Here is a 19,767-nt window from a genome sequence, read left to right as displayed (position 1 = left end):
ACTCACACCCACGTCCGGGGGCGGAAACGGTTGGCCCGCTCCACCAGTTCGATGCGCTCCTCGCCGTGCCGGGCGAGCCGGGCGAGCACCCGGAACGAGCGTTCAAGGCCGAAGCGCAGCCCGCGCTCGTCCAGTTCGCTGCCGAGCAGGACGGTCGCGGCGGGCCGGGCCCCGGGACTACCGGAGAGTACCCAGTCCAGGGCGGTGCCCAGGACCTCTGTGGACAACTGCTCCCTGCGCACCGCGTCCAGGCCGAACCCGTCCAGCGAGACGACCTGGTCCGCGGCCGCCGTCAGATCGTCGATCAGCGGATCGTGGGCGGCGCGCCGGCGCAGCCTCGCCCGGACGGCGGCGACGCGCGCGGCCGTGTAGTGGATCGACGCCTCCGGCACCGACTCCAGTGTCCGCACGGCGCCGGCGCGGTCGCCCGAGGCGAGCTGCACCCGGGCGAGGCCGAAGGCGGCGCTGACGAAGCTCGGGTCCGTCGTCCACACGAGCCGGTAGTACTCCGCCGCGTTGTCCAACTGGCCCAGCACCTCGGCGCAGACGCCGAGCGCGAGCTTGGGGGCCGCCTCACCGGGGAAGGCGTCGTAGATCGCGTCGAAGGACAGCGCGGCGGTCTCGTGGTCACCGGTCGCGAGGGAGGCCACGCCGCGGTACCAGACGACCCGCCAGTCGTCGGGGTGCCTGGACTCCAGTTCGGTCAGTGAAGTCGTCGCCGAGCCGAACTCGCCCATCTCCAGACGGGCGCGCAGCTCCCGCAGCCGCAGTTCCACCGAGCTCGCGGGCGCGGCGTGCAGCGCGGTGATCAGCTCGGTCGGCGCGGACGCCATCAGACCCGCGAGGAACCCGGCGTTCGGGTCGTTCGCGTCGACCCGGGGCACCGGGAGCGCCAGCGCTGTCGCCCGCGCGTCGAGCCCGGCGAGCTGCGGCACCGCGACGCCTTCCGTCGGTACGGGCACGGCTACGGCTACGGCTACGGGCACGGGCACAGGCGCGGGCAGGGACGCCTCGGAACGGGGCCGCGGCAGCGCGGTCCGCGCGGGCGCGGAAGCGGTAGTTCCGGCGGCTCCGGCGGCTCCGGCGGCCGCGCCGCGACCGCGCTTCCGGGCCGCCCGGCGCGCCCCCAGGGCCGACACCTCGCCGTCCAGCTCCGCGAACAACTCCGTGTCCGTCACCCGCAGTTCCGGTCCGAACAGCGTCGACAGCGACGGGCGCGGGCGGCCGGTCTGGAGGGCGACGACCTCGCGGAGCACCCCGGTCAGCTGGTCGGCCATCTCCTGGGCGGAGGCGAACCGGCGCGCCGGGTCCGGGTCGGTCGCGCGGACGAGGAGACGGTAGAAGGACTCGTAGGTCCGGAAGACCTCGATGTTGCCCGGGTCGGGGAGGGAGTCCACGAACACGTTCGTGTAGCCCTGGAAGTCGAAGGTCAGCACGGCGAGCGTGCGCGCCACCGTGTACAGGTCCGAGGCGACCGAAGGGCCGAGCTCCGCGACCTCCGGCGCCTGGTACCCCACCGTGCCGTAGATCGCCGACTCCTCGTCGTCCATCCTCCGCACCGCGCCCATGTCGATGAGCTTGAGCTGGTCCTCGGTCTGGATCGCGTTGTCGACCTTGAAGTCGCAGTAGAGCAGATTGCGGCTGTGCAGATGCCCGAGCGCCTCCAGGGCCTCGATCCCGTACGCGCACGCCTGCTCGACCGGCAGCGGGTCGCGCCTGCCGTCGGCGGTCCGCCGACCGTTCGCGATCTCCTTGAGGGACTTGCCGCCGACGTACTCCATGACGATGTAGCCGTCGAGCGATCCCGTCCGCTGGTCGAGGTGCTCCACGAAGTTGTAGATGCGGACGATGTTGGAGTGCTCGATCTCCGCGAGGAAGCGCCGCTCCGAGATCGCCGCGGTCATGGCGTCCTGGTCGCCGGTGTCGAGGAGGCCCTTGAGGACGACCCAGCGGTCGGAGACGGCACGGTCGACGGCGAGATAGATCCAGCCGAGTCCGCCGTGGGCCAGGCACCCCGCGACCTCGTACTGCCCGTGCACGATGTCGCCCTCGCGCAGCTTCGGCACGAACGAGTACGGGTGGCCGCACTTGGTGCAGAAGCCCTCCGTGCGTCCCGGGCGCTCGCCGCGGGCACGTCCGACCGGGGCGCCGCAGTCGCTGCGGCTGCAGAAGCGCTTCCGCTCGGGGACCTCGGGGTTCTCCATCACGGCGGAGCGCGGGTCGGGGCGCGGCACGTCCGGCACGGTGACCAGGCCCGCACCGAGCCGGTTGCGGCCGGAGGGCGACGCCGTGGAACCGGAGCTGCGGACCGACACGGAACGGCCGGTGCTGCGGCCGGACAGCGACCGCGAAAGCCGGCCCGAGACCGACCGCCGGGAGGTCGACGAGCGCGAGGAACGCGACGAGCGCGAGGACCGTGACGACGAGCGCGACGACGAACGCACACCGCTCGGCGCGGAGCCGCTGTTGCCCCCCGCGGTGATCCCGGTGGGCGGGGAGGACAGCGCACCGTTCACCGAGACCACCGGGGCGAGCCCGCAGGTGTCGCAGTACAGCTCGCCGCCGCCCACGTCCTCGTACGAGCCGTCGCAGCCGGGCCGCTGGCAGGAGGACGCGACCGGTCCGGCCTCGGCCCCGGGCCCGGCAGCAGCCCCGGATCCGGCCCCGGAGCGGGGATCGGCAGCCGGGGCGAGCCCGCACGTGTCGCAGTAGAGCTCGCCGCCGCCGACGTCCTCGTACGTCCCCGCGCAGCCGGGGCGCACGCATTGGGTGGTTGCACTCACGATTCCCCCTACTGGCCTCTCCGGTCGACCGGCCCCGACTGCCTCGGAACCAGGGCTTCCGCCGCGGCCTGCTGATAGCGCAGCACCGCCTGCTCGGCGGCCCGCAGATCGCAGGGCGCGCTCCACAGCATGCGGCGGGCCGCGTCGTAGCGCTCGATCAGCGGCGGGTCCTCCGCCATGCCGTGGCGGGCGACCTTCGCCTTGTACGCGTCGAGGCGGCCCCGCAGCTCGGCGCGGACCGCCAGCGGTGCCGTCACCGCCGTCAACGACTCGCGAGCGCGCATCAGTTCGTCCTCGGCCTCCCGCTCCAGCGACTCCAGCAGCGGTGAGAGCCGGTGCCACCGCGCATGGCGGCGGTACTCCGCGGCCGTGGCGAGCCGTTCCTGGAGGGCCGTCGGCGGGCCGCTGACGGCCGGGACCTCGGAGGCTGCGATCTTCGCCAGCACCTCGCCGCGGGCGGCGCGTGCCTCCGCGAGGGTGCGGTCCGCCCGCGAGAGCACGTCCCGCAGCCGGAACAGCCGCTCCTCGGAGTCCTGCCGCACCGCGAGCACCGCTTCGATCTCCCGGCGCACGTCCTCCAGGGCACGGGCCGCCCGGTCGTACCGGTCCGTGTCGGGACGGCCCCCGCCGGGCGCCGAACTGACCGGCGCGGGAGCCCAGAACGCCAGCGGGTCCGACACCACCTGCGCGCGCAGCGCGGCCAACTCGTGGGTGATCGACTCCAGATCGTCGCCGGCCGGGTGCTCCCCCGGCCGCACCCCCACGGAATGGGCGAGCGAGCGCGTGCGCTGGAGCTCGGCGGAGAGCAGATCGATCCGGGCGGGCAGCGCGGACCAGACCGCGTCGGCGGCCACGACCATGTCGAGCGAGCGTGCGTACAGCTGGTTCATCCGGCTCACGAGCTCCTCCAGCGTGAACCGCTCGGAGAGCTTGGCGGGTCCGGTCAGCGACACCGGCGGATGCGCGGCGCCGCTCGCGACGGTGATGCTCGGGCCGCGCAGCCGGTCGGTCAGGGCGACCAGGTCGTCCCGGTTCGGCCAGCGGCGCCGGGCGCGCAGCTCACACGCGGCGGTCAGCGCCGCCGTGTACGCGTCGAAGTAGCCCCACAGCAGCGTGATCGCCTGCTCCGCGGCGGTCCAGCGGTCCTTGGTGACACCCGTGAGCTCGGCGCCCTCCAGGAGCCTGCGGCCCGCATGGTCCTGCAGGGCGAGGAGCGAGGTCTCTATCGCCTCGTGCTCCTCACCGAGCCGCGCCAGCGCACGGTCCACCTCGTCCCGGTCCATCACCGGCCCAGGGGGTCCCGCGACGCCCATCGATCACCTCTCCGCTCTTGCCGCTCGGCTGATGCGGTCTCCATAGTCCCGGCTCAATTGTCCCGGTACTTCGGCGCCGGCGGGCCGGATATTCCGGGAAGGTCCGCCTGGAGCCACTTCGTGTACGCCGCCATCCAGGGGCCGTTGCGGTAGTCGACGAGCACCTTGTTGACCCGGCGGACGAGGTCGTCCTTGCCCAGTCTGGCGGCCACACCGTAGTACTCGGTGGTGAAAGGCCCGCCGCCTTTCAGTTCGACGGCCGGATCCTGCGCCGCCTGGCCCGCCGCGAGGGCGGCGTCCGTCACGACCGCATCGACCTCACCGAGCTGGAGACGGACCAGGCAGTCCAGCTGGTTGGAGACCGTGAGCCGGTCCCTGTCGCCCGGTCCGCCGTCGTCCTCGTCCTGGAAGACCGCGCCGAACGACTGCTTCTCCAGCGCCTCGTAGGCCGTCGAACCCTCGGCCGAGCACACCCGGCGGCCCGCCAGGGACTTGTCGTACCCGGTGATGGGGGACTCGCGGGGGGCGAGCACCTGCTGTCCGGTCTGGAAGTACGCGGTGGAGAAGGCGACCTGCTCGATCCGGGCGCAGTTGATCGTCATCGTACGGACGACGAGGTCGACCGTGCCGTTGTCGAGTGCGGAGATCCGCTGGTTGGTGGGGATGGCCCGGAAGATGACGGCCTCCGGGTCGCCCAGGACGTCCTCGGCGATGGCCCGGGCCAGATCGATGTCGAAGCCCTCCAGCTTGCCGTCCGCCGTGCGGTAGCCCCACCGGTAGCTGTTCTGGTCGACGCCGACGATCAGCTTGCCGCGCTGCTTGATCGCGGCGATCGCCGGACCGTCCGCTGCGGACGGCTGGAGCGACGCCTCCGGGTCACTGCACTCGTCCGCCTTGGCGGGGACCGCGGCGGCCGAGCGGGAGCCCGTCGTCCCGGGCGGGGCCGGGTCGGTGGTGCCGGTGCCGGTGCCGGCGCCGTGCGAGAGCGGCAGCAGCGTCAGCGAAGCGGTCAGCGCACAGGCCACTGCCATCCCGGCGACACCGCCCCAGCCGCGCAGCCTGCGCGCAAGGCCCCGCCGGCCGGTCCAGGGCGTGCGAGCCGCTTCCCGCGCCCCGCCCGGCATGCCGTCCGTCATCCCTCCCCCTCTCACCGGTACTCCGAAAGCCTGCGGCCCATGCCCAGGACCGCGCCCGCCGCGCCCAGCACGGCCAGGACCGCCGCCCCGGCCGGCAGCCCGGTCAGGGCGCCGCGGCCGTCCAGCGCCGACCTGGTGAACTCGTCCTGCTCATGGTCGAGTGCCTCCTCCAGGGCGGTGTCCACCCGGTCGAAGGACTGCCCCGTGGACTCCTTTCCGCCGATCACCTTGGCCAGGGCGCCCTCGTAGTCCCCGGCCTTGTCGGTGTCGCTGGCCGACGTGTGGCGGGTCCGCCACTCGGAGACCGCGGAGGCGGCCGCCGCGACCGGGGTGCGCCCCGCGTCGTCGTCGGCGAGGTCCTCGGCGTGGCCGAGCGCGGCGCTGAGCCGGTCCATGCCCGCCTTGTAGTCCGTCTCGTACTTGTCGCTCCTGCCGTCGGCGGTGAGCACCGCGCCCCGTGCGACCAGCGTCAGGTTCTCGTTCGCCCGGGCCTTCAGGCTGTTGATCCGGGCGTCGTTCAGGACCTTCAGCGACTCCTGGCCGTGCGCCCGGGCGTCGTTCAGTTCGGCCCTGGCCACGGCGTCGCCGACGGCCAGCCACAGCAGGACGACCACGGAGGCGGCGGTGGCCGCGAGCAGCCCGTGGTTGAACACCCGGTTCGTCCGCTCGTAGGTGCGGCGCTGCGACCAGAACAGCACACCGAGCGCCGCGACCCCGAGGCCCAGCGACAGGAACGGCCAGACGCGGGCCGCTTCGTGGTCCGCGTCGAGGCGGGCGGTCTCCGCCTCGTACAGCTTCTGGGCGGCGGGCAGCAGCTCGGTCGTCATCTGCTGGTTCGCATAGCGCAGATAGGCGCCGCCGAGGGGGAGGCCCTGGCGGTTGTTGGCGCGGGCCCGCTCGACCAGGCCCGTGTAGCGGGGCAGCTGCTCGTTGAGCTCGGCTATGTAGCTGCCCGACGCGGACGAACCCTCCGTGTTCGCCGCCGCCTTGACCAGCAGACGGGAGGCGGTGGCGATGTCCTCGCGATAGCGCTCGCGGACTTCGGCGGGCTCCTGGGCGCCGGCGAGGAAACCGCTCGCCGCGGCCGTGTCGGCGTCGGCCAGCGAGCGGTAGATGCTCGCGGCGTCGGCGCTCAGCGGCTGGCTGCGGCCGACCACGTCATCGGCGGCGGAGGCGCGGTCGGAGATCTCGAAGGCGGTGACGGCGCCGAACGCCACGACGAGCGCGGCCAGTACGGCACCGATGATGCGAAGTCGGCCCGGCTCCGTCGTCGCCGCCGCGCGCAGTCGCTCCGTGGTCTCGGCCCAGGCGGTGCGGCGGGGGAGCGCCCCGGGAGGCGCCGCGGACCGGTCGCCCGACGGGCTCGATCCCGGCACCGGCACCGGCGGCGGCGCGGGTGGCGCGGGCGGCCCCGCGCTCGGCGTGTGTGTCACCTCGACCTCCCCCTCGGTCACTGACGGCGCCCCGCGCCCCGCGGAGGCGGGGACGGTGGCCTGGCCAGCAGTATGGCCGCAGGGGCGGACATCCACACCCAGGATTCACTGGATCTCGGGGTATCTCGTGTGTTCCCCACCTTGAATACGCTGCCCGCGCCCGATCGGTTCCCTTCCAGGAGGGTGAACTCCGCCGGACCCTAGGCCCCGTAGTGCGCCCGCAGTCCCGCCCGGGCCTCCTCCTCCGTGCCCACGTGGTCCAGCGCCAGCAGGGCTGCGCCCAGGACCGGGGGCGAAGTGACCACGGAGGGCGCGGCCTTGGGGGCGCGGGCGGAGAGGAGGGAGGTGATGCGGGTGTCGAGGCGTGGGTGGCCGGCGGAGAGGACGCTGCCCCCGAGGACGACGGGGACCTCCTCGTCGAGGAGGCCGAGTCGGGAGAGGGCCACCGTCGCCATCGTCACGACTTCGTCGGCGAGGCGGTCGACGATCGCGCCGGCGACCCCGTCGCCCCGGGCCGCGGTCGCGAAGAGCACCGGGGTCAGCTCGTGTTTGCGGACGGGCAGGACACGGCCCAGGTGCAGGGCCTCGATCAGCGCGTACATCGAGTCGAGACCGAAGTGCGCCGGGAGCGTCCGTGCGAGCTCCGTCGCCTCGCCGCGGCCGTCCTCGGCGCGCGCCGCGAACCACAGGGCCTCCTCCGCCAGGCCCGCGCCGCCGCCCCAGTCGCCGGAGATCTTGCCGATGGCGGGGAAGCGTGCCGTGCGGCCGTCGGGCAGCATCCCCACGCAGTTGATGCCGGCGCCGCAGACGACGGCCACACCGCGCGGCTCCTCGACCCCGGCGCGCAGGATCGCGAAGGTGTCGTTGCGCACCTCGACCGAGCGGCTCCAGCCGAGTCCGCGCAGGGCGGCCGTCAACTCCTGCTCCTCGACGGGGAGGTCGGCGTTGGCGAGGCAGGCGGAGACGTGCGCGAAGCGCAGCGGACCGTCCTGGGCGGTCGCCCCGGCGGATGCGGCCGCTCGCTCCACCGTGTCGGAGAGCACCCGCATGGCCGCGTCCACGCCCACCACCGGCGGCTGGAAGCCGCCGCCGCGGGCGGTCCCGAGCACCGATCCGTCGGTCCCGACCACGGCCACGTCGGTCTTGCTGTTGCCCGCGTCGATGGCGAGTACGGAACGAGTCACGCCCACGCGAGGTGCTCCTGGTTGTGTGCGATCAGCCGGTCCGTGAGCGTTTCGGCGTACGCGTACTGGCCGATCAGGGGGTGGGCGAGCAGCGCCTTGAAGACCCGGTCGCGGCCGCCGCGCAGCGCCGCCTCCAGGGCCAGCTGCTCGTACGCGGTGACGTTCGCGATCAGCCCCGCGTACAGCGTGTCCAGCTCCGGCACGGGCAGCGGTGTCGCGCCCTGCGCGCCGACCGCGGCCTCTACCTCGATCACGGCGTCGTCGGGGAGGAACGGCAGTGTGCCGTTGTTGTACGTGTTCACCACCTGGTACGGGCTTCCTCCGCCGCCCAGCAGCGCCGCGGCCAGATCGACGGCGGCCTCGGAGTAGAACGCCCCGCCGCGCTTGGCGAGCAGCGCGGGCTTCTCGTCGAGCGCCGGGTCGCCGTACATCTCCAGCAGCTGCTTCTCCATCGCGGCGACCTCGGCGGCGCGCGACGGCTTGGTCCGCAGCTCCTCCACGACCGCGTCGTGCGCGTAGAAGTAGCGCAGGTAGTACGAGGGGACCGTGCCGAGCCGGTCGAGGAGCGGGCGCGGCAGACGCAGATCGCCGGCGATGGTGTCGCCGTGCTCGGCGAGCAGCTTCGGCAGGACGTTCTCGCCCTCGGGGCCGCCGAGGCGCACACCCGTCTCCCATGTCAGGTGGTTCAGGCCCACATGGTCCAGGTGCACATCGCCCGGTGCCACACCCAGCAGCGCCGCGAACTTCCGCTGGAGGCCGATCGCCACATTGCACAGCCCGACGGCCCGGTGACCGGCCTGGAGCAGCGCACGCGTCACGATCCCGACCGGGTTGGTGAAGTCGATGATCCAGGCGTCCGGGCTGGCCCGGCGCACCCGTTCGGCGATGTCCAGCACCACGGGCACCGTGCGCAGCGCCTTGGCGAGGCCGCCCGCGCCGGTCGTCTCCTGCCCGATGCAGCCGCACTCCAGCGGCCAGGTCTCGTCCTGCTGCCGTGCCGCCTGGCCGCCCACGCGCAGTTGCAGCAGGACGGCGTCGGCGCCGGCGACGCCCGCGTCCAGATCGGTCGTCGTGGTGACGGTCGCGGGATGGTCCTGCCGGGCGAGGATCCGCCGGGCCAGGCCGCCGACCAGCTCCAGCCGCTCGGCCGCCGGGTCGACGAGGACGAGTTCGCCGATCGGGAGGGTGTCCCTCAACCGGGCGAACCCGTCGATCAGTTCGGGGGTGTAGGTGGATCCACCACCCACGACTGCGATCTTCGTCTGCCGGGGGTTCGGGGTTGGCCCCCCGATGTCATGCAGCATGTGCTCAGCCCTTCACTCCGGTCAGTGTGACGCCCTCGATGAAGGCTTTCTGTGCGAAGAAGAAGACGACGATCACGGGCGCCATGATCATCACGGTAGCCGCCATCGTCAGGTTCCAGTCCGTCTGATGGGCGCCCTTGAACGACTCCAGGCCGTACGACAGCGTCCACGCGGCCGGGTTCTCGGACACGTAGATCTGCGGCCCGAAGTAGTCGTTCCAGCAGTAGAAGAAGTGGAACAGCGCGGAGGCGGCGATGGCCGGCCTGGCCATAGGCAGCACGACCCGGACCATCGTGCGGAACTCGCCGCAGCCGTCGATCCTCGCCGCCTCGGTGTACTCGCGCGGGATCGTCAGCAGGAACTGCCGCAACAGGAAGATCGTGAACGCGTTGCCGAACGCGAACGGGACGATCAGCGGCCAGAGCGTGCCCGCCAGGTCGAGTTGCTTGGCCCAGAACAGATACATGGGGACGATGACCACCTGCGGCGGCAGCATCATCGCCGCGATCACCAGCATCATCATCAGGTTCCGCCCGCGGAAGCGGAACTTCGCGAGGGCGTACGCCACGGGGATGCTGGACGCGACCGCGAGGACGGTGCCGAGCCCCGCGTACAGCAGCGTGTTGCGCCACCAGGTGAGGAAGCCGGGAGTGTGCCACACGGTGGCGAAGTTGCCCCACTCCCAGGTGTGCGGCCACAGCTCGCGGGTGAGCGCCTGGTCGTCGCTCATCACGGCCGTCAGGAACACGAAGACGAAGGGCAGGAGGAAGAACAGGGCGGCGGCGATCGCCAGCGAGTGGACCGCGATCCACCGCAGGACGGCCCGGCGGCGCGCCGCCCGCAGGGCCGTGCCCCGGCCGGTCGCGGCGCCGGCCGCGGTTCCGCCCTTTCGCAGGGGTGACAGTGTCGTCTGTGTCATCGTCGATCAGTCCTCCGCCGCCATGAAGCCGCTGCGCCGGCGCATCAGGAAACCGGTGAAGATCATGGCGAGTACGAACAGCACGATCGCCACGACACACGCCGCCCCGGTGTCGAAGCGCTGGAAGCCCAGGTTGTAGATCACGTGCGGCACCGTGAGCGTGGACTTGTCCGGATAGCCGGGCTCGAACGTCTGCCCGGAGCCACCGATCACCCCGCTCGCGACCTTCGCGGCGACCAGGGGCTCGGTGTAGTACTGCATCGTGGCGATCACCCCGGTGATCACCGCGAAGAGCACGATCGGCGAGATGTTCGGCAGCGTGACGTACCGGAAGCGCTGCCACGGACCCGCCCCGTCCAGCTCGGCGGCCTCGTACTGCTCCTTCGGCACGTCGAGCAGCGACGCCATGAAGATGACCATGAGGTCGCCGATGCACCACAGCGCGAGCAGCGTGAGCGACGGCTTCGACCAGGAGGCGCTGGAGAACCAGTCGGGCTCGGGCAGACCCAGCGCCCCCAGGATGGTGTTGACGGGACCCGTGCCCGGGTTGAGCAGGAAGACGAAGGCCATCGTCGCCGCCACCGGCGGGGCCAGATAGGGCAGGTAGAACAGGGTGCGGAAGAGCCCCGCGCCCGCCTTGACCTTTGTGATCAGCAGCCCGATGCCCAGCCCGAAGACGACCCGGCAGGTGACCATCACCAGTACCAGCCACAGCATGTTGCGCAGCGACGGCCAGAAGAACGGGCTGTCCTGGAGGACGTACACCCAGTTCCTCAGGCCCACCCAGGTGGGTGCGGTGAAGCCGTCGTACTTCATGAAGGAGAAGTAGACGGTCGAGATCAGCGGGTACGCGAAGAACACGCTGAACCCGACCAGCCACGGCGAGAGGAAACCGAGGGTGCGCAGTGCCCGTCTGGTGCGCTCCGCGCGCCGGGCACCACCTGTGCGCTTCGCCCTCGGCCCCGGGGAGAGTCGTCCGGACGGGGTCTGCCCGGAAGAGACCTGGGCCGTCGTCATCAGCCGGCCTGCTCGTTGTCCTTGTCGACCTGCTCGTCGTTCTTCCTCAGCAGCGCGTCCAGGTCCTTCTCCGCGCCCTTCTCGTGGGCGAGACCGCTGTCCTGGAGCGTGAGCAGGAAGGCGCCGCCGTTGACGGACGAGGGGGCGTGGGTGCTCTTGGGGTGCTGGGCGATGTCCACGAAGGTGCGGTAGAGCGGGTCGTCGCTGAGCTTCGGCGAGTTGAGCGCCTCGACCGTCGACGGCACGTTGTGGATGGCGTTGGCGAAGGAGACGACCGCGTCGGTGTCGGTGGAGAGGTACTTCACCAGCTCCCAGGCGGCGTTCTTCTTCTCGCTCGTGCCGGCGATGCCGAGGATCGTGCCGGAGAGATAGCCCTTGCCGTAGTCGGCGGCCTGGGCGTCCGGGACCGGGAACGGCGCCGCGCCGATCTCGAAGGGCAGCTTGGCGTCCGACGCCATCTTGCCGCGCCACTCGCCGTCCAGCTGCATGGCCACCTGGCCGGTGTGGAAGGGGTGCTTCGGACCCCACTCGTCGCCGAGCGCGGTGCGGAACTTGTTGAGCTTCTGGAATCCGCCGAGCTCGTCCACCAGCTTCTTCTGCCAGGTGAACAGCGCCTTCACGGCCGGGTCCTGGGCGGTGTTCGACTTGCCGTCCGGGCCGAGGTAGGTGACGCCGAAACCGGCGCCGTAGTGCTCGACCGTGGTCTCGTACCCCACGAACAGCGGCATGAAGCCGAGCCGTTCGAAGCCGTCGCCCTTCGTCTTGGTGAGCTTCTTCACGACCGCGTCGAACTCGGACAGGGTCTTCGGCGGGGCCGTGATGCCGGCCTCCTCGAAGGCGTCCTTGTTGTAGTAGAGGCCGTACGCGTCCCCGAGCAGCGGCACCGTGCAGCGGGTGCCGTCATGCTGCGTGTACTTGGCCATCTGCGGCAGGAAGGTCTTCTCGGGGTCGATCCCCGACGCGTCCAGGAACGGCTTCAGATCGGCGAGCGCCTTGGAGGCGCAGAACCGGCCCACGTTGTCGGTGGTGAAGGACGACACCACGTCCGGAGCGTTCGAACCGCCGGTGCGCAGCGCCTGGTTGAGCTTGTCGTCGGTGATGCCCTTGACGACATTGACGGTGATGTTGGGGTGCTTGGCCTCGAAGGACTTGATGTTCTCCGCGATCGCCTCCACCTCGCTGGGGGCGCTCCAGCCGTGCCAGAAGGTGAGGGTGGTCTTCGCTTTCGGGTCGTCGGTCGCACCGGCGTCGTTCGACCCCGTGCAGGCGGTCGCGAGCAGGGCTATCGAGGATGCGGCCGCGGCGAGCGCGACGGCGGTCGTCTTCCGGCGGGTTCCGGGCATGGCGGTCTCTCCCTGGGGCGGGGCGGTGGCTGGAGGGAACAACGGGCGGGACGGAGCAGGAGGAGCGGGAGGAGCAGAAGGAGCGGGAAGAGCGGAAGGAGCAGGGCGTTCAGCGTGAGGTGTCGAAGACTTCGTCGCGGGTGGCGGCGAGGGCGCTCTCCAGCGCACCGCGCAGCACGGGATGTTCCTGTACGTCGCCGATGACGAGCCGGGGGTGCGTGGCGGCGAGTTCGGCGAGCTCGGTCTGCACGCGCTCGCGCAGCGGTTCCCCGCCGGCGAGGATCAGCGGTCCGGAGAGGACGACGAGCTCGGGGTCGAGCACCGCGACCATGGAGGCGAGACCGGTGGCCAGGCCGGTCCCGAAGGTGTCGAGCAGGGTGCGGTACGGCCCCGGCTCGTCGGCCGCGGCGGCCGCCCGGGCCAGCAGCCCGGTCGCCACCTCCTCGTGCGGGCCGTGCCCGATCTCCTCGATGCCGAGCTCGCGGGCGAGGCCCGGCACCGTCTGCGCACCGGCCAGCTCCTGGAAGCCGCCGCTGCCGGCCTTGGAGACCTGCCGCACCAGCGGGGCACCGGGCACCGGCATGAAGCCGACCTCGCCCGCGCCGCCGGTGAAGCCCCGGTGCAGCCGCCCGCCGATCACGAGGGCGGCGCCGATGCCGAACTCGTTCCACAGCAGGACGAAGTCGTCGTGGCCCCGGGCCGCGCCGAGCCGCTGCTCGGCCACGGCGACCAGGTTGACGTCGTTCTCGTACTCGACGGGCATCGGCAGCGCCGCCGCCAGCTCGTCGAGCAGCGTGGGGGAGTGCCAGCCGGGCAGATGGGAGGCGTACCGCAGCCGCCCGGTCGACGGGTCGAAGGCGCCGGGGGTCCCGATGACGAGGCGGTGCACCTCGGCGCGGGTGATCCCGGCGGCCTTCACGGCCCCGTCGAGGGCGTCGGTGACCTGGCGTACGACGCTGACCGCCCGCCGCCCCGGAGTCCGCAGGACGAACTCGCCGACCGTCGCGCCGGTGATGTCGGCGACCGCGGCGCGGAGGCGCAGCGGGGTCACATCGAGGCCGGCGGCGAAGGCGGCGCGGGCGTTGACGGCGTAGAGCTGGGCGTTCGGCCCCGGCCGTCCCTCGGTGGTGCCAGTGGCGACGACCAGGCCCGCGGCCTCCAGCCGCGCCAGCAGCTGGGAGGCGGTGGGCTTGGACAGGCCGGTGAGCTTGCCGATCCGGGTCCGGGAGAGCGGTCCGTGTTCGAGCAGCAGATCGAGCGCGGCGCGGTCGTTCATGGCGCGGAGTACGCGCGGTGTTCCCGGGGTAGTACCGGCCATGACGTATGCACCTTCCCGCTGCGCCGCAGTGCCCTTCCGAGCACTGTTAGGAAAGTTTCCTGTTCGGTGCGAGGAACGTAAACACCCCGTCGGGCGCTCGTCAATACCCGCCGACACGCAAGCACCCCCGCGGCAACCAAAGCGTTACCTGCGGGGGTGCGGGGCGACTGCGAAGGGGTTACTTCGACAGGTTCGGCTGCGGGGCGATCGGGGACGCCGCCACCGACTGCGGTGACGTCGACGACGCGTACGCCGACGGGGCCGCCACGCCCGCCGTCGGGTCCTTCGCCGGCGGCTCGCCGTCCGTCTGGAGCGGCAGACCGCCCACGATCCGGATGCCCGCCTCGTCGAAGGCGCGCTTGATCCGCCAGCGCAGCTCGCGCTCCACGCCGAGCGCCTTGCCCGGCATCGTCTTCGCGGCGACCGACACGGTCATCTGGTCCAGCAGCACCTCGGTCAGGCCCAGCACCTCGACCGGTCCCCACAGGCGCTCGTTCCAGGGCTCGTCCTTGGACATCGTCCCGGCGGCCTCCTCGATGACCTTGCGGACCCGGTCCAGGTCCTCGCTCGGGCGCACGCTCACGTCGACGGAGGCCGTGGCCCAGCCCTGGCTGAGGTTGCCGATGCGCTTGACCTCGCCGTTGCGGACGTACCAGATCTCGCCGTTGTCACCGCGCAGCTTCGTCACGCGCAGCCCGACCTCGATCACCTCGCCGGAGGCGACGCCCGCGTCGACCGTGTCACCGACGCCGTACTGGTCCTCAAGGATCATGAAGACGCCCGACAGGAAGTCGGTGACCAGGTTCCGGGCGCCGAAACCGAGCGCCACACCCGCGACACCCGCAGAGGCGAGCAGCGGGGCGAGATTGATGTTGAGCGCACCGAGGATCATCAGGCCCGCCGTGCCGAGGATCACGAACGAGGCGACCGAGCGGAGCACCGAGCCGATCGCCTCGGACCGCTGGCGGCGGCGCTCGGCGTTCACCAGGAGCCCGCCGAGCGCGGTGCCCTCCACGGCCTGGGCGCTGCGGTTCATCCGCTCTATCAGCTTCGTGAGCGCACGCCGCACGGCGATCCGGAGCAGGATCGCGATCGCCAGGATGAGGAGGATGCGCAGCCCGACGCTGAGCCAGGTGGACCAGTTCTCCTCCACCCAGCTTGCGGCGCTGGTGGCCTTCTCCGCCGCCTTGTCGAGGGCGAGGGGCGGCGGTGACGGATCGGCGGCCAGTGACACGGCTGATACCTCCAGGGCGTGTGTCGGCGGTCCCACCACACTAACGGGGGACACCGGGTGACCCCGGCAATCCGCCCGGGGGAGAGACGAGCCTCACCCGGCGGCCCGGGGGCCGCCGCAGTGCCGCCGGGGCCGCCGGAGGGCCGCCGACGGCCCGGTGACGGGCTGCCGGCGTGCCGTCGGGCGGTCTGGTGCGGAGCGCCTGCTCACCGGCGGTGCCGGCCCCTCTGTGGCCGACCGCACACAAAATCCCTCCGGCCCGTTACGGGCACGTGGTGGCGCTACGACCAGGCAGGAGGGGAGACTGAGAGCAGATCGTCCCGGCGCGAGCCACGCGCCGCCGGCGTACAAGGAGGCATCCGTGCCGCATGTCCTGGTCCTCAACGCGTCGTACGAGCCGCTCGGCGTCGTACCGCTCCGCCGCGCGCTCGTCCTCGTCCTCGAGAACAAGGCCATCTGCCTCGAGGAGTCCGGCGCCTTCATGCACAGCGAGACCCGAGTGATCCCCGCGCCCAGCGTGGTGAGGCTCAAGCGCTTCGTGCGGGTCCCCTACCGGGGGCCCGTTCCACTGACCCGGCGCGCGCTGTTCGCGCGCGACGGCGGCCGCTGCATGTACTGCGGTGGCGTCGCAACCAGCGTCGACCACGTCGTGCCGCGCAGCCGCGGCGGTCAGCACGCCTGGGACAACGTGGTGGCGGCCTGCCGCCGCTGCAACCACGTCAAGGCCGACCGGCACCTGCGTGAGCTGGGCTGGCGGCTGCGGCACCAACCTGCTCCGCCGAGCGGCCTGGCCTGGCGCATCATCGGCACGGGGCATAGGGATCCGCGCTGGCTGCCATACCTGCAGCCGTACGGCGCGGACGACGCGTTGGCCCGGATCGACGGCATCTCTGCCTGACGAATCCGGGCCTTTGTGTTCCCCCGCCCGCGGGGTCCGGCCCCGACCGGCCGGGGCCCTGCGGGCCGAAGCCTCCTGAGGCCGCCGATCTGCATGGACCCGCGCGGAGCCGCATGGACCCGCACGACCCGCACGGACCCGCACGACCTACACGGACCTGCACGGACCTGCACGGACCTGCACGGCGATCCCGGGGTGTTCCGGGGCGTCCCCGGGACGCCGGTGCGGGCGGCCGGACCGGTCAGGCGACCGGCTGGCCGATGCCCAGCAGGTTGCCCTCGCTGTCACGGAACCAGGCGCCGCGCTCGCCCCGTGCGCCCTTGCTCGGGTAGTTCCCCTCGATCTCGGCGATCCCGCCCCTCGTCCGGAATCCGGGAACGTCGATCTCTTCGAACGCCACGCCGCGCCGTTCGAGCTCCGACACGACCGCGTCGATGTCGTCGACCTGCCACGCCATCTGGGTGAAGGTGCCGGGAGAGGCACCCGTCGAGCGGAACAGCACGAATTCCACGTCTCCACACCGGTACAGCAGCCCGCCGGGCCGTTCGTCGACGGGCTCCAGCCCGAGCCGCTCGGCGTAGAAACGCCGCGCCCGGTCCAGGTCCTGGGCCGGGAGCCTGGTCGCCACGCGTGCCCGCCCGAGAAGGTTGCTGCCGTCAGCGCTCATGGCTCCACTGTGCAGCGAGCCGGGCAAGGCCCGCGAGACGGGGGAGCGGGCCGGGCAGGCCCTCCTCAGTCCGTGACCGCGTACGTCTCCACGGACCAGAGGGAGTAGCCGAAGCGGGTCGCCCGGGCGTCGCCCTGGACGCGGAGGAAGCGGGTGCCGGGGGCGTCCATGCGGACCGTCTCCCGGGCGCCGCGGCCGTCGCGGACCGTGGCCGCCGTGCGCCAGGTGCGGCCGTCCGCGGAGACCTGGATGCGGTACCTGGCGGCGTAGGCGTCCTGCCAGTGCAGGACGACCTGGCCCACCCGGGCCGCCGCGGGAAGCTCGGCCTGCCACCAGGCGCCGTCCTCGACGGGGGAGGACCACCGGGTTCCGGGGTCGCCGTCGCTCGCCGCGGAGGCGGGGAAGTCGGGGGTCTCGTCGCCGGACGACGCCGCGGACGCCGTACGCAGCAGGTCGGGCCCGCCGGTCCGGGGAAAGGCCCGGACCGTCAGGGTGCGCTCCTCGCCGGCGAAGGTGAACGGCACCTGGTACTCGCCCGCCGGTGTCCCCGGCGGCACGGTCACCTCGACCGGCACCGCGGTCCGCGCGCCCCGGGGGACCCGTACCTCCTTCGGCACGGCGACCGTGATGCCCTTCGGCGCCTTCGCGGTGAGCGTGCCGTGCACGTCGTCGGGCCGCCGCGCCGCGACGTACGCCTCGGTGCGCTGGGGTCCGCCGCCGATCGGCGCGTCCAGCTCGCCCCGTACGAGCGCGAGGCCGGCCTGCGGCTCGTCCGCGAACCAGGGGACGAGCGCGTGGACACCGGGCGCCCCGGTGATCCGCAGCGCGTCGGCCCGCAGCCCCTGGGTGCGCTGCTGGGTCCAGCCGGACGGGGCCAGCGGGCCGAGCCGCCGCCATCCTTCGCCCGGCACGTGCGCCTCCAGCACCGCGGTGGAGTCGTCCGTGCCCGGTTCGGCCATCGCGGTGACCGCCTCGACGGGCCGCGTCCGGTCCAGCCGTACCGTGTGGCCGGAGGCCGTCCGGGTCACGGATCCGGTCCTGCGGTCCGCCCCGGTCCAGGCGGCGGACTCCTTGGCGGCCCGGTCGAGGAACGGGTCGAGCACGCCCTTGCCGACCGTGACGTGCTGCCCGCCGATCGCGGTGCGCACCGGGGCCAGCGCCAGAGAGGCCCGCCACGCCGTCTCGCCGTCGCCGCGGGCCTGCGCGTTCAGCGTGTCGACGGCGAGCTCCCCGGCCCTCCCGTAGCGGGCCAACTGGTCCAGCCACGGAGCCACTTCGTCACCGAGCCCGCCGAGCGGCGCGAGCCGCTGCGGCGCCTGGCGCATCGCGGTGAACGCGGCCCGCAGCCGCCCGGCCGCCTCGTCGCGCGCGGCCGCGTCGGTGGAGGTCCGGGTCCGCCAGAAGCCGGCCATCAGGGGCTGGAGATACGCGGACTCGTCGGCGCCGAGGATGGAGGACGCGTGGTTCCCGGCGAGCACGCGCACCGCCTCCCGCAGCGCCGGGTCGCCGCCCGCGAGGTCGGTCATGGCCGCCTCCCAGGACTCCTGCGGCCGGTAGCCCTTCGGGTTCCAGGCGTAGTCCGCGGCGGTGAAGAGCGGGATGCGGGACGCCGTGGCCTGCTCCATCGCGTTGGCGAGCAGCGCGGCCGAGCCGGTCGCGACGGCCGGCTCCCGGCCCGTGTAGGGGCCGAGGAAGATGCGGTCCTGCGCGTAGTCGTTGACCGGGTAGTTGTCCATGGTGACCAGGGGGTGCCGGAACACTGCGCGCGCCCCGGCCAGTTCCCGCCCGGTGATCGTGCGCGGTACGACGCCGACTCCGGTCCACGCGACCTGGACGCTCCCGTCCAGTTGCTCGGCGAGCGCCCGCCGGTACGCGGTGGCGCCCTTCTGGTGGTACTCGGTCGGCATGACCGTGAGCGGCACGGCCCCGGGGTGGCGTTCCGCGAGGTGCCGGGCGAGCTCCCCGGCGAGCCGCGCCTGCGCCGCCGCGGCGGCCTCGGGGCCGGAGCCGAACGCGTCCTCGTCCCGGTCGCAGTGCCACTCGCTGTAGCTGACGTCCTGGAACTGGAGCTGGAAGGCGCGCACCCCGAGCGCCCACATCGCGTCGACCTTGCGCTTGAGCGCCCTGATGTCGTCGTCGGAGGCGAGGCACATGGACTGGGCGGGTGCGACGGCCCAGGCGAGCGTCACATGGTTGCGCCGCGCCCGCTCGGCGAGCTCGCGGAACCCGGCGCGCAGCTCCGCGGGGTACGGCTCGCGCCAGCGGGACTGCCGGAAGGGGTCGTCCCCGGGGGCGTAGAGATAGCGGTTCTGCTTGGTGCGGCCCATGAAATCGAGCTGCGCGAGGCGCTGTTCGCGGCTCCAGGGCCGGCCGTAGAAGCCCTCGGTCATGCCGCGGACCGCCGTACCGGGCCAGTCGCGGACGACGACCCCGGCGACCGCGCCGTCCCTGATCAGCTGACGGAGCGTCTGCGCCGCGTGGAACAACCCGTCGTCGCCGGTGCCGTCGAGGGCGACGGTGTCCCGGCCTGCGAGGCGGCCCACGGCGATCCGGTAGCCGCCGGCGGGCAGATCGGCGTTCTCGGGGGCGCGCAGGGCGCTCAGTGCCTCCTGGGCGCCGCTGCCGCCGAACCGGAGCAGTGGGCCGCGGCCCGGCAGAGCGGTGTGGACGGTCCGTACGCCGGCCGCGCGCAGGCTCTCGCGGACGGCCTCCACCGCGTGAGGATCGGTGCCCGGCGCGGCGAGGAGCGTCACCTCCTCGCCGAGCGGCACGGGGCGGTCCGCGGCCTTCAGCGTCTGCGGCCGCGGCCAGACCGGCGGCAGCGCCCCGTCGCTCTCGCGGTCCGGCACCGTGGTGGCCGTCGGGGTGCCGGGCCCGCCGGAGGCGGCGACGGCGCCCGGGGCCGTGCCGAGCAGTCCGCCGACCACGGCGACGGCGACCGCGGTCGCCGTCCGCTTGCTGCGCCCGAACCGCACGTCCGGCTCCCCTCGGTCTCCCCCGCGCCCGCCGATTTCGTCGAAACGGCTACGAGCCCACCATCGGTGTGGTGAACGTGTCAATGTGGGTGCCGCTTGTGTCGTATTTGCCCATCGGCGCGCGCGGGCCGCAGCGACGGCGTCCAACTCCCGTATGTGGAGCAGAATGTGACACGGAACACGTTGACGAGAGGTGTACGTCTGCGGCCCTGCGCGCTGGGTAGGGCTGCTATGTCCCGTTGC

14 protein-coding genes are annotated in these 19,767 nt (G+C 72.8%); 1 reads left to right on the top strand and 13 read right to left on the bottom strand.

Features of this window, described 5'->3' with window-relative positions; all coding sequences use genetic code 11:
- Nucleotides 1-2 precede the first annotated feature (2 nt).
- The 11 genes from KK483_RS11525 to KK483_RS11475 form a co-directional block, all read right to left on the bottom strand.
- Complete coding sequence (locus KK483_RS11525) at nt 3-2,570, bottom strand: serine/threonine-protein kinase PknG (RefSeq protein ID WP_262009440.1); 2,568 nt, start codon at nt 2,568-2,570, stop codon at nt 3-5.
- A 221-nt stretch (nt 2,571-2,791) separates the two neighbouring features.
- Nucleotides 2,792-4,066, bottom strand: a complete 1,275-nt coding sequence (locus tag KK483_RS11520) for a hypothetical protein (protein WP_262009439.1) — start codon at nt 4,064-4,066, stop codon at nt 2,792-2,794.
- Nucleotides 4,067-4,149: 83 nt separating this feature from the next.
- Nucleotides 4,150-5,232 carry a glutamate ABC transporter substrate-binding protein gene (locus tag KK483_RS11515; protein WP_262005137.1) on the bottom strand — a complete coding sequence of 361 codons (1,083 nt, stop codon included), beginning with the start codon at nt 5,230-5,232 and terminating at the stop codon, nt 4,150-4,152.
- Between the two features lie 11 nt (nt 5,233-5,243).
- Entirely contained in the window at nt 5,244-6,665 is a 1,422-nt protein-coding gene (locus KK483_RS11510; protein ID WP_399013893.1) for a hypothetical protein, read from the bottom strand.
- 200 nt (nt 6,666-6,865) lie between these two features.
- Entirely contained in the window at nt 6,866-7,855 is a 990-nt protein-coding gene (locus KK483_RS11505) for an N-acetylglucosamine kinase (protein WP_262005136.1), read from the bottom strand.
- Complete coding sequence (locus KK483_RS11500; protein WP_262005135.1) at nt 7,846-9,153, bottom strand: 6-phospho-beta-glucosidase; 1,308 nt, start codon at nt 9,151-9,153, stop codon at nt 7,846-7,848. Before KK483_RS11500 ends, KK483_RS11505 begins: the two co-directional genes overlap by 10 nt.
- Nucleotides 9,154-9,157: 4 nt before the next feature.
- Complete coding sequence (locus KK483_RS11495) at nt 9,158-10,072, bottom strand: carbohydrate ABC transporter permease (protein WP_262005134.1); 915 nt, start codon at nt 10,070-10,072, stop codon at nt 9,158-9,160.
- A gap of 6 nt (nt 10,073-10,078) precedes the next feature.
- Complete coding sequence (locus tag KK483_RS11490; protein WP_262005133.1) at nt 10,079-11,089, bottom strand: carbohydrate ABC transporter permease; 1,011 nt, start codon at nt 11,087-11,089, stop codon at nt 10,079-10,081.
- Nucleotides 11,089-12,432 (bottom strand): ABC transporter substrate-binding protein, encoded by a 1,344-nt coding sequence (locus KK483_RS11485; protein WP_262005132.1) that lies wholly within the window; start codon nt 12,430-12,432, stop codon nt 11,089-11,091. Before KK483_RS11485 ends, KK483_RS11490 begins: the two co-directional genes overlap by 1 nt.
- A 109-nt stretch (nt 12,433-12,541) precedes the next feature.
- Nucleotides 12,542-13,750: an ROK family transcriptional regulator gene (locus KK483_RS11480; protein WP_262005131.1), complete on the bottom strand. Its 1,209-nt coding sequence runs from the start codon at nt 13,748-13,750 to the stop codon at nt 12,542-12,544.
- A 178-nt stretch (nt 13,751-13,928) separates the two neighbouring features.
- Nucleotides 13,929-14,984, bottom strand: coding sequence for a mechanosensitive ion channel family protein (locus tag KK483_RS11475; RefSeq protein ID WP_262005130.1), 1,056 nt, complete (start codon nt 14,982-14,984; stop codon nt 13,929-13,931).
- 361 nt (nt 14,985-15,345) lie between these two features.
- Between KK483_RS11475 and KK483_RS11470 the strand changes: the two genes are divergently transcribed.
- Nucleotides 15,346-15,882: an HNH endonuclease gene (locus KK483_RS11470; protein ID WP_262005129.1), complete on the top strand. Its 537-nt coding sequence runs from the start codon at nt 15,346-15,348 to the stop codon at nt 15,880-15,882.
- A 241-nt stretch (nt 15,883-16,123) separates the two neighbouring features.
- On the opposite strand, the gene KK483_RS11465 is transcribed toward KK483_RS11470, so the two are convergent.
- Nucleotides 16,124-16,549 (bottom strand): VOC family protein, encoded by a 426-nt coding sequence (locus KK483_RS11465; protein ID WP_262005128.1) that lies wholly within the window; start codon nt 16,547-16,549, stop codon nt 16,124-16,126.
- Nucleotides 16,550-16,614: 65 nt separating this feature from the next.
- Nucleotides 16,615-19,524: a beta-N-acetylglucosaminidase domain-containing protein gene (locus tag KK483_RS11460; RefSeq protein WP_262005127.1), complete on the bottom strand. Its 2,910-nt coding sequence runs from the start codon at nt 19,522-19,524 to the stop codon at nt 16,615-16,617.
- Nucleotides 19,525-19,767 lie beyond the last annotated feature (243 nt).

The organism is Streptomyces sp. FIT100 (genome assembly GCF_024584805.1).
GTDB lineage: Bacteria > Actinomycetota > Actinomycetes > Streptomycetales > Streptomycetaceae > Streptomyces.
Note: the sequence above shows the minus strand (reverse complement) of the source record. Positions and strands in the feature narration are given on the sequence as shown.

Coding starts and splice junctions, on each gene's coding strand:
- KK483_RS11520 (WP_262009439.1), bottom strand. CDS start 4,066: ATGGACCGGGACGAGGTGGACCGTGCGCTGGCGCGGCTCGGTGAGGAG.
- KK483_RS11515 (WP_262005137.1), bottom strand. CDS start 5,232: ATGACGGACGGCATGCCGGGCGGGGCGCGGGAAGCGGCTCGCACGCCC.
- KK483_RS11500 (WP_262005135.1), bottom strand. CDS start 9,153: ATGCTGCATGACATCGGGGGGCCAACCCCGAACCCCCGGCAGACGAAG.
- KK483_RS11495 (WP_262005134.1), bottom strand. CDS start 10,072: ATGACACAGACGACACTGTCACCCCTGCGAAAGGGCGGAACCGCGGCC.
- KK483_RS11490 (WP_262005133.1), bottom strand. CDS start 11,089: ATGACGACGGCCCAGGTCTCTTCCGGGCAGACCCCGTCCGGACGACTC.
- KK483_RS11485 (WP_262005132.1), bottom strand. CDS start 12,432: ATGCCCGGAACCCGCCGGAAGACGACCGCCGTCGCGCTCGCCGCGGCC.
- KK483_RS11480 (WP_262005131.1), bottom strand. CDS start 13,750: ATGGCCGGTACTACCCCGGGAACACCGCGCGTACTCCGCGCCATGAAC.
- KK483_RS11465 (WP_262005128.1), bottom strand. CDS start 16,549: ATGAGCGCTGACGGCAGCAACCTTCTCGGGCGGGCACGCGTGGCGACC.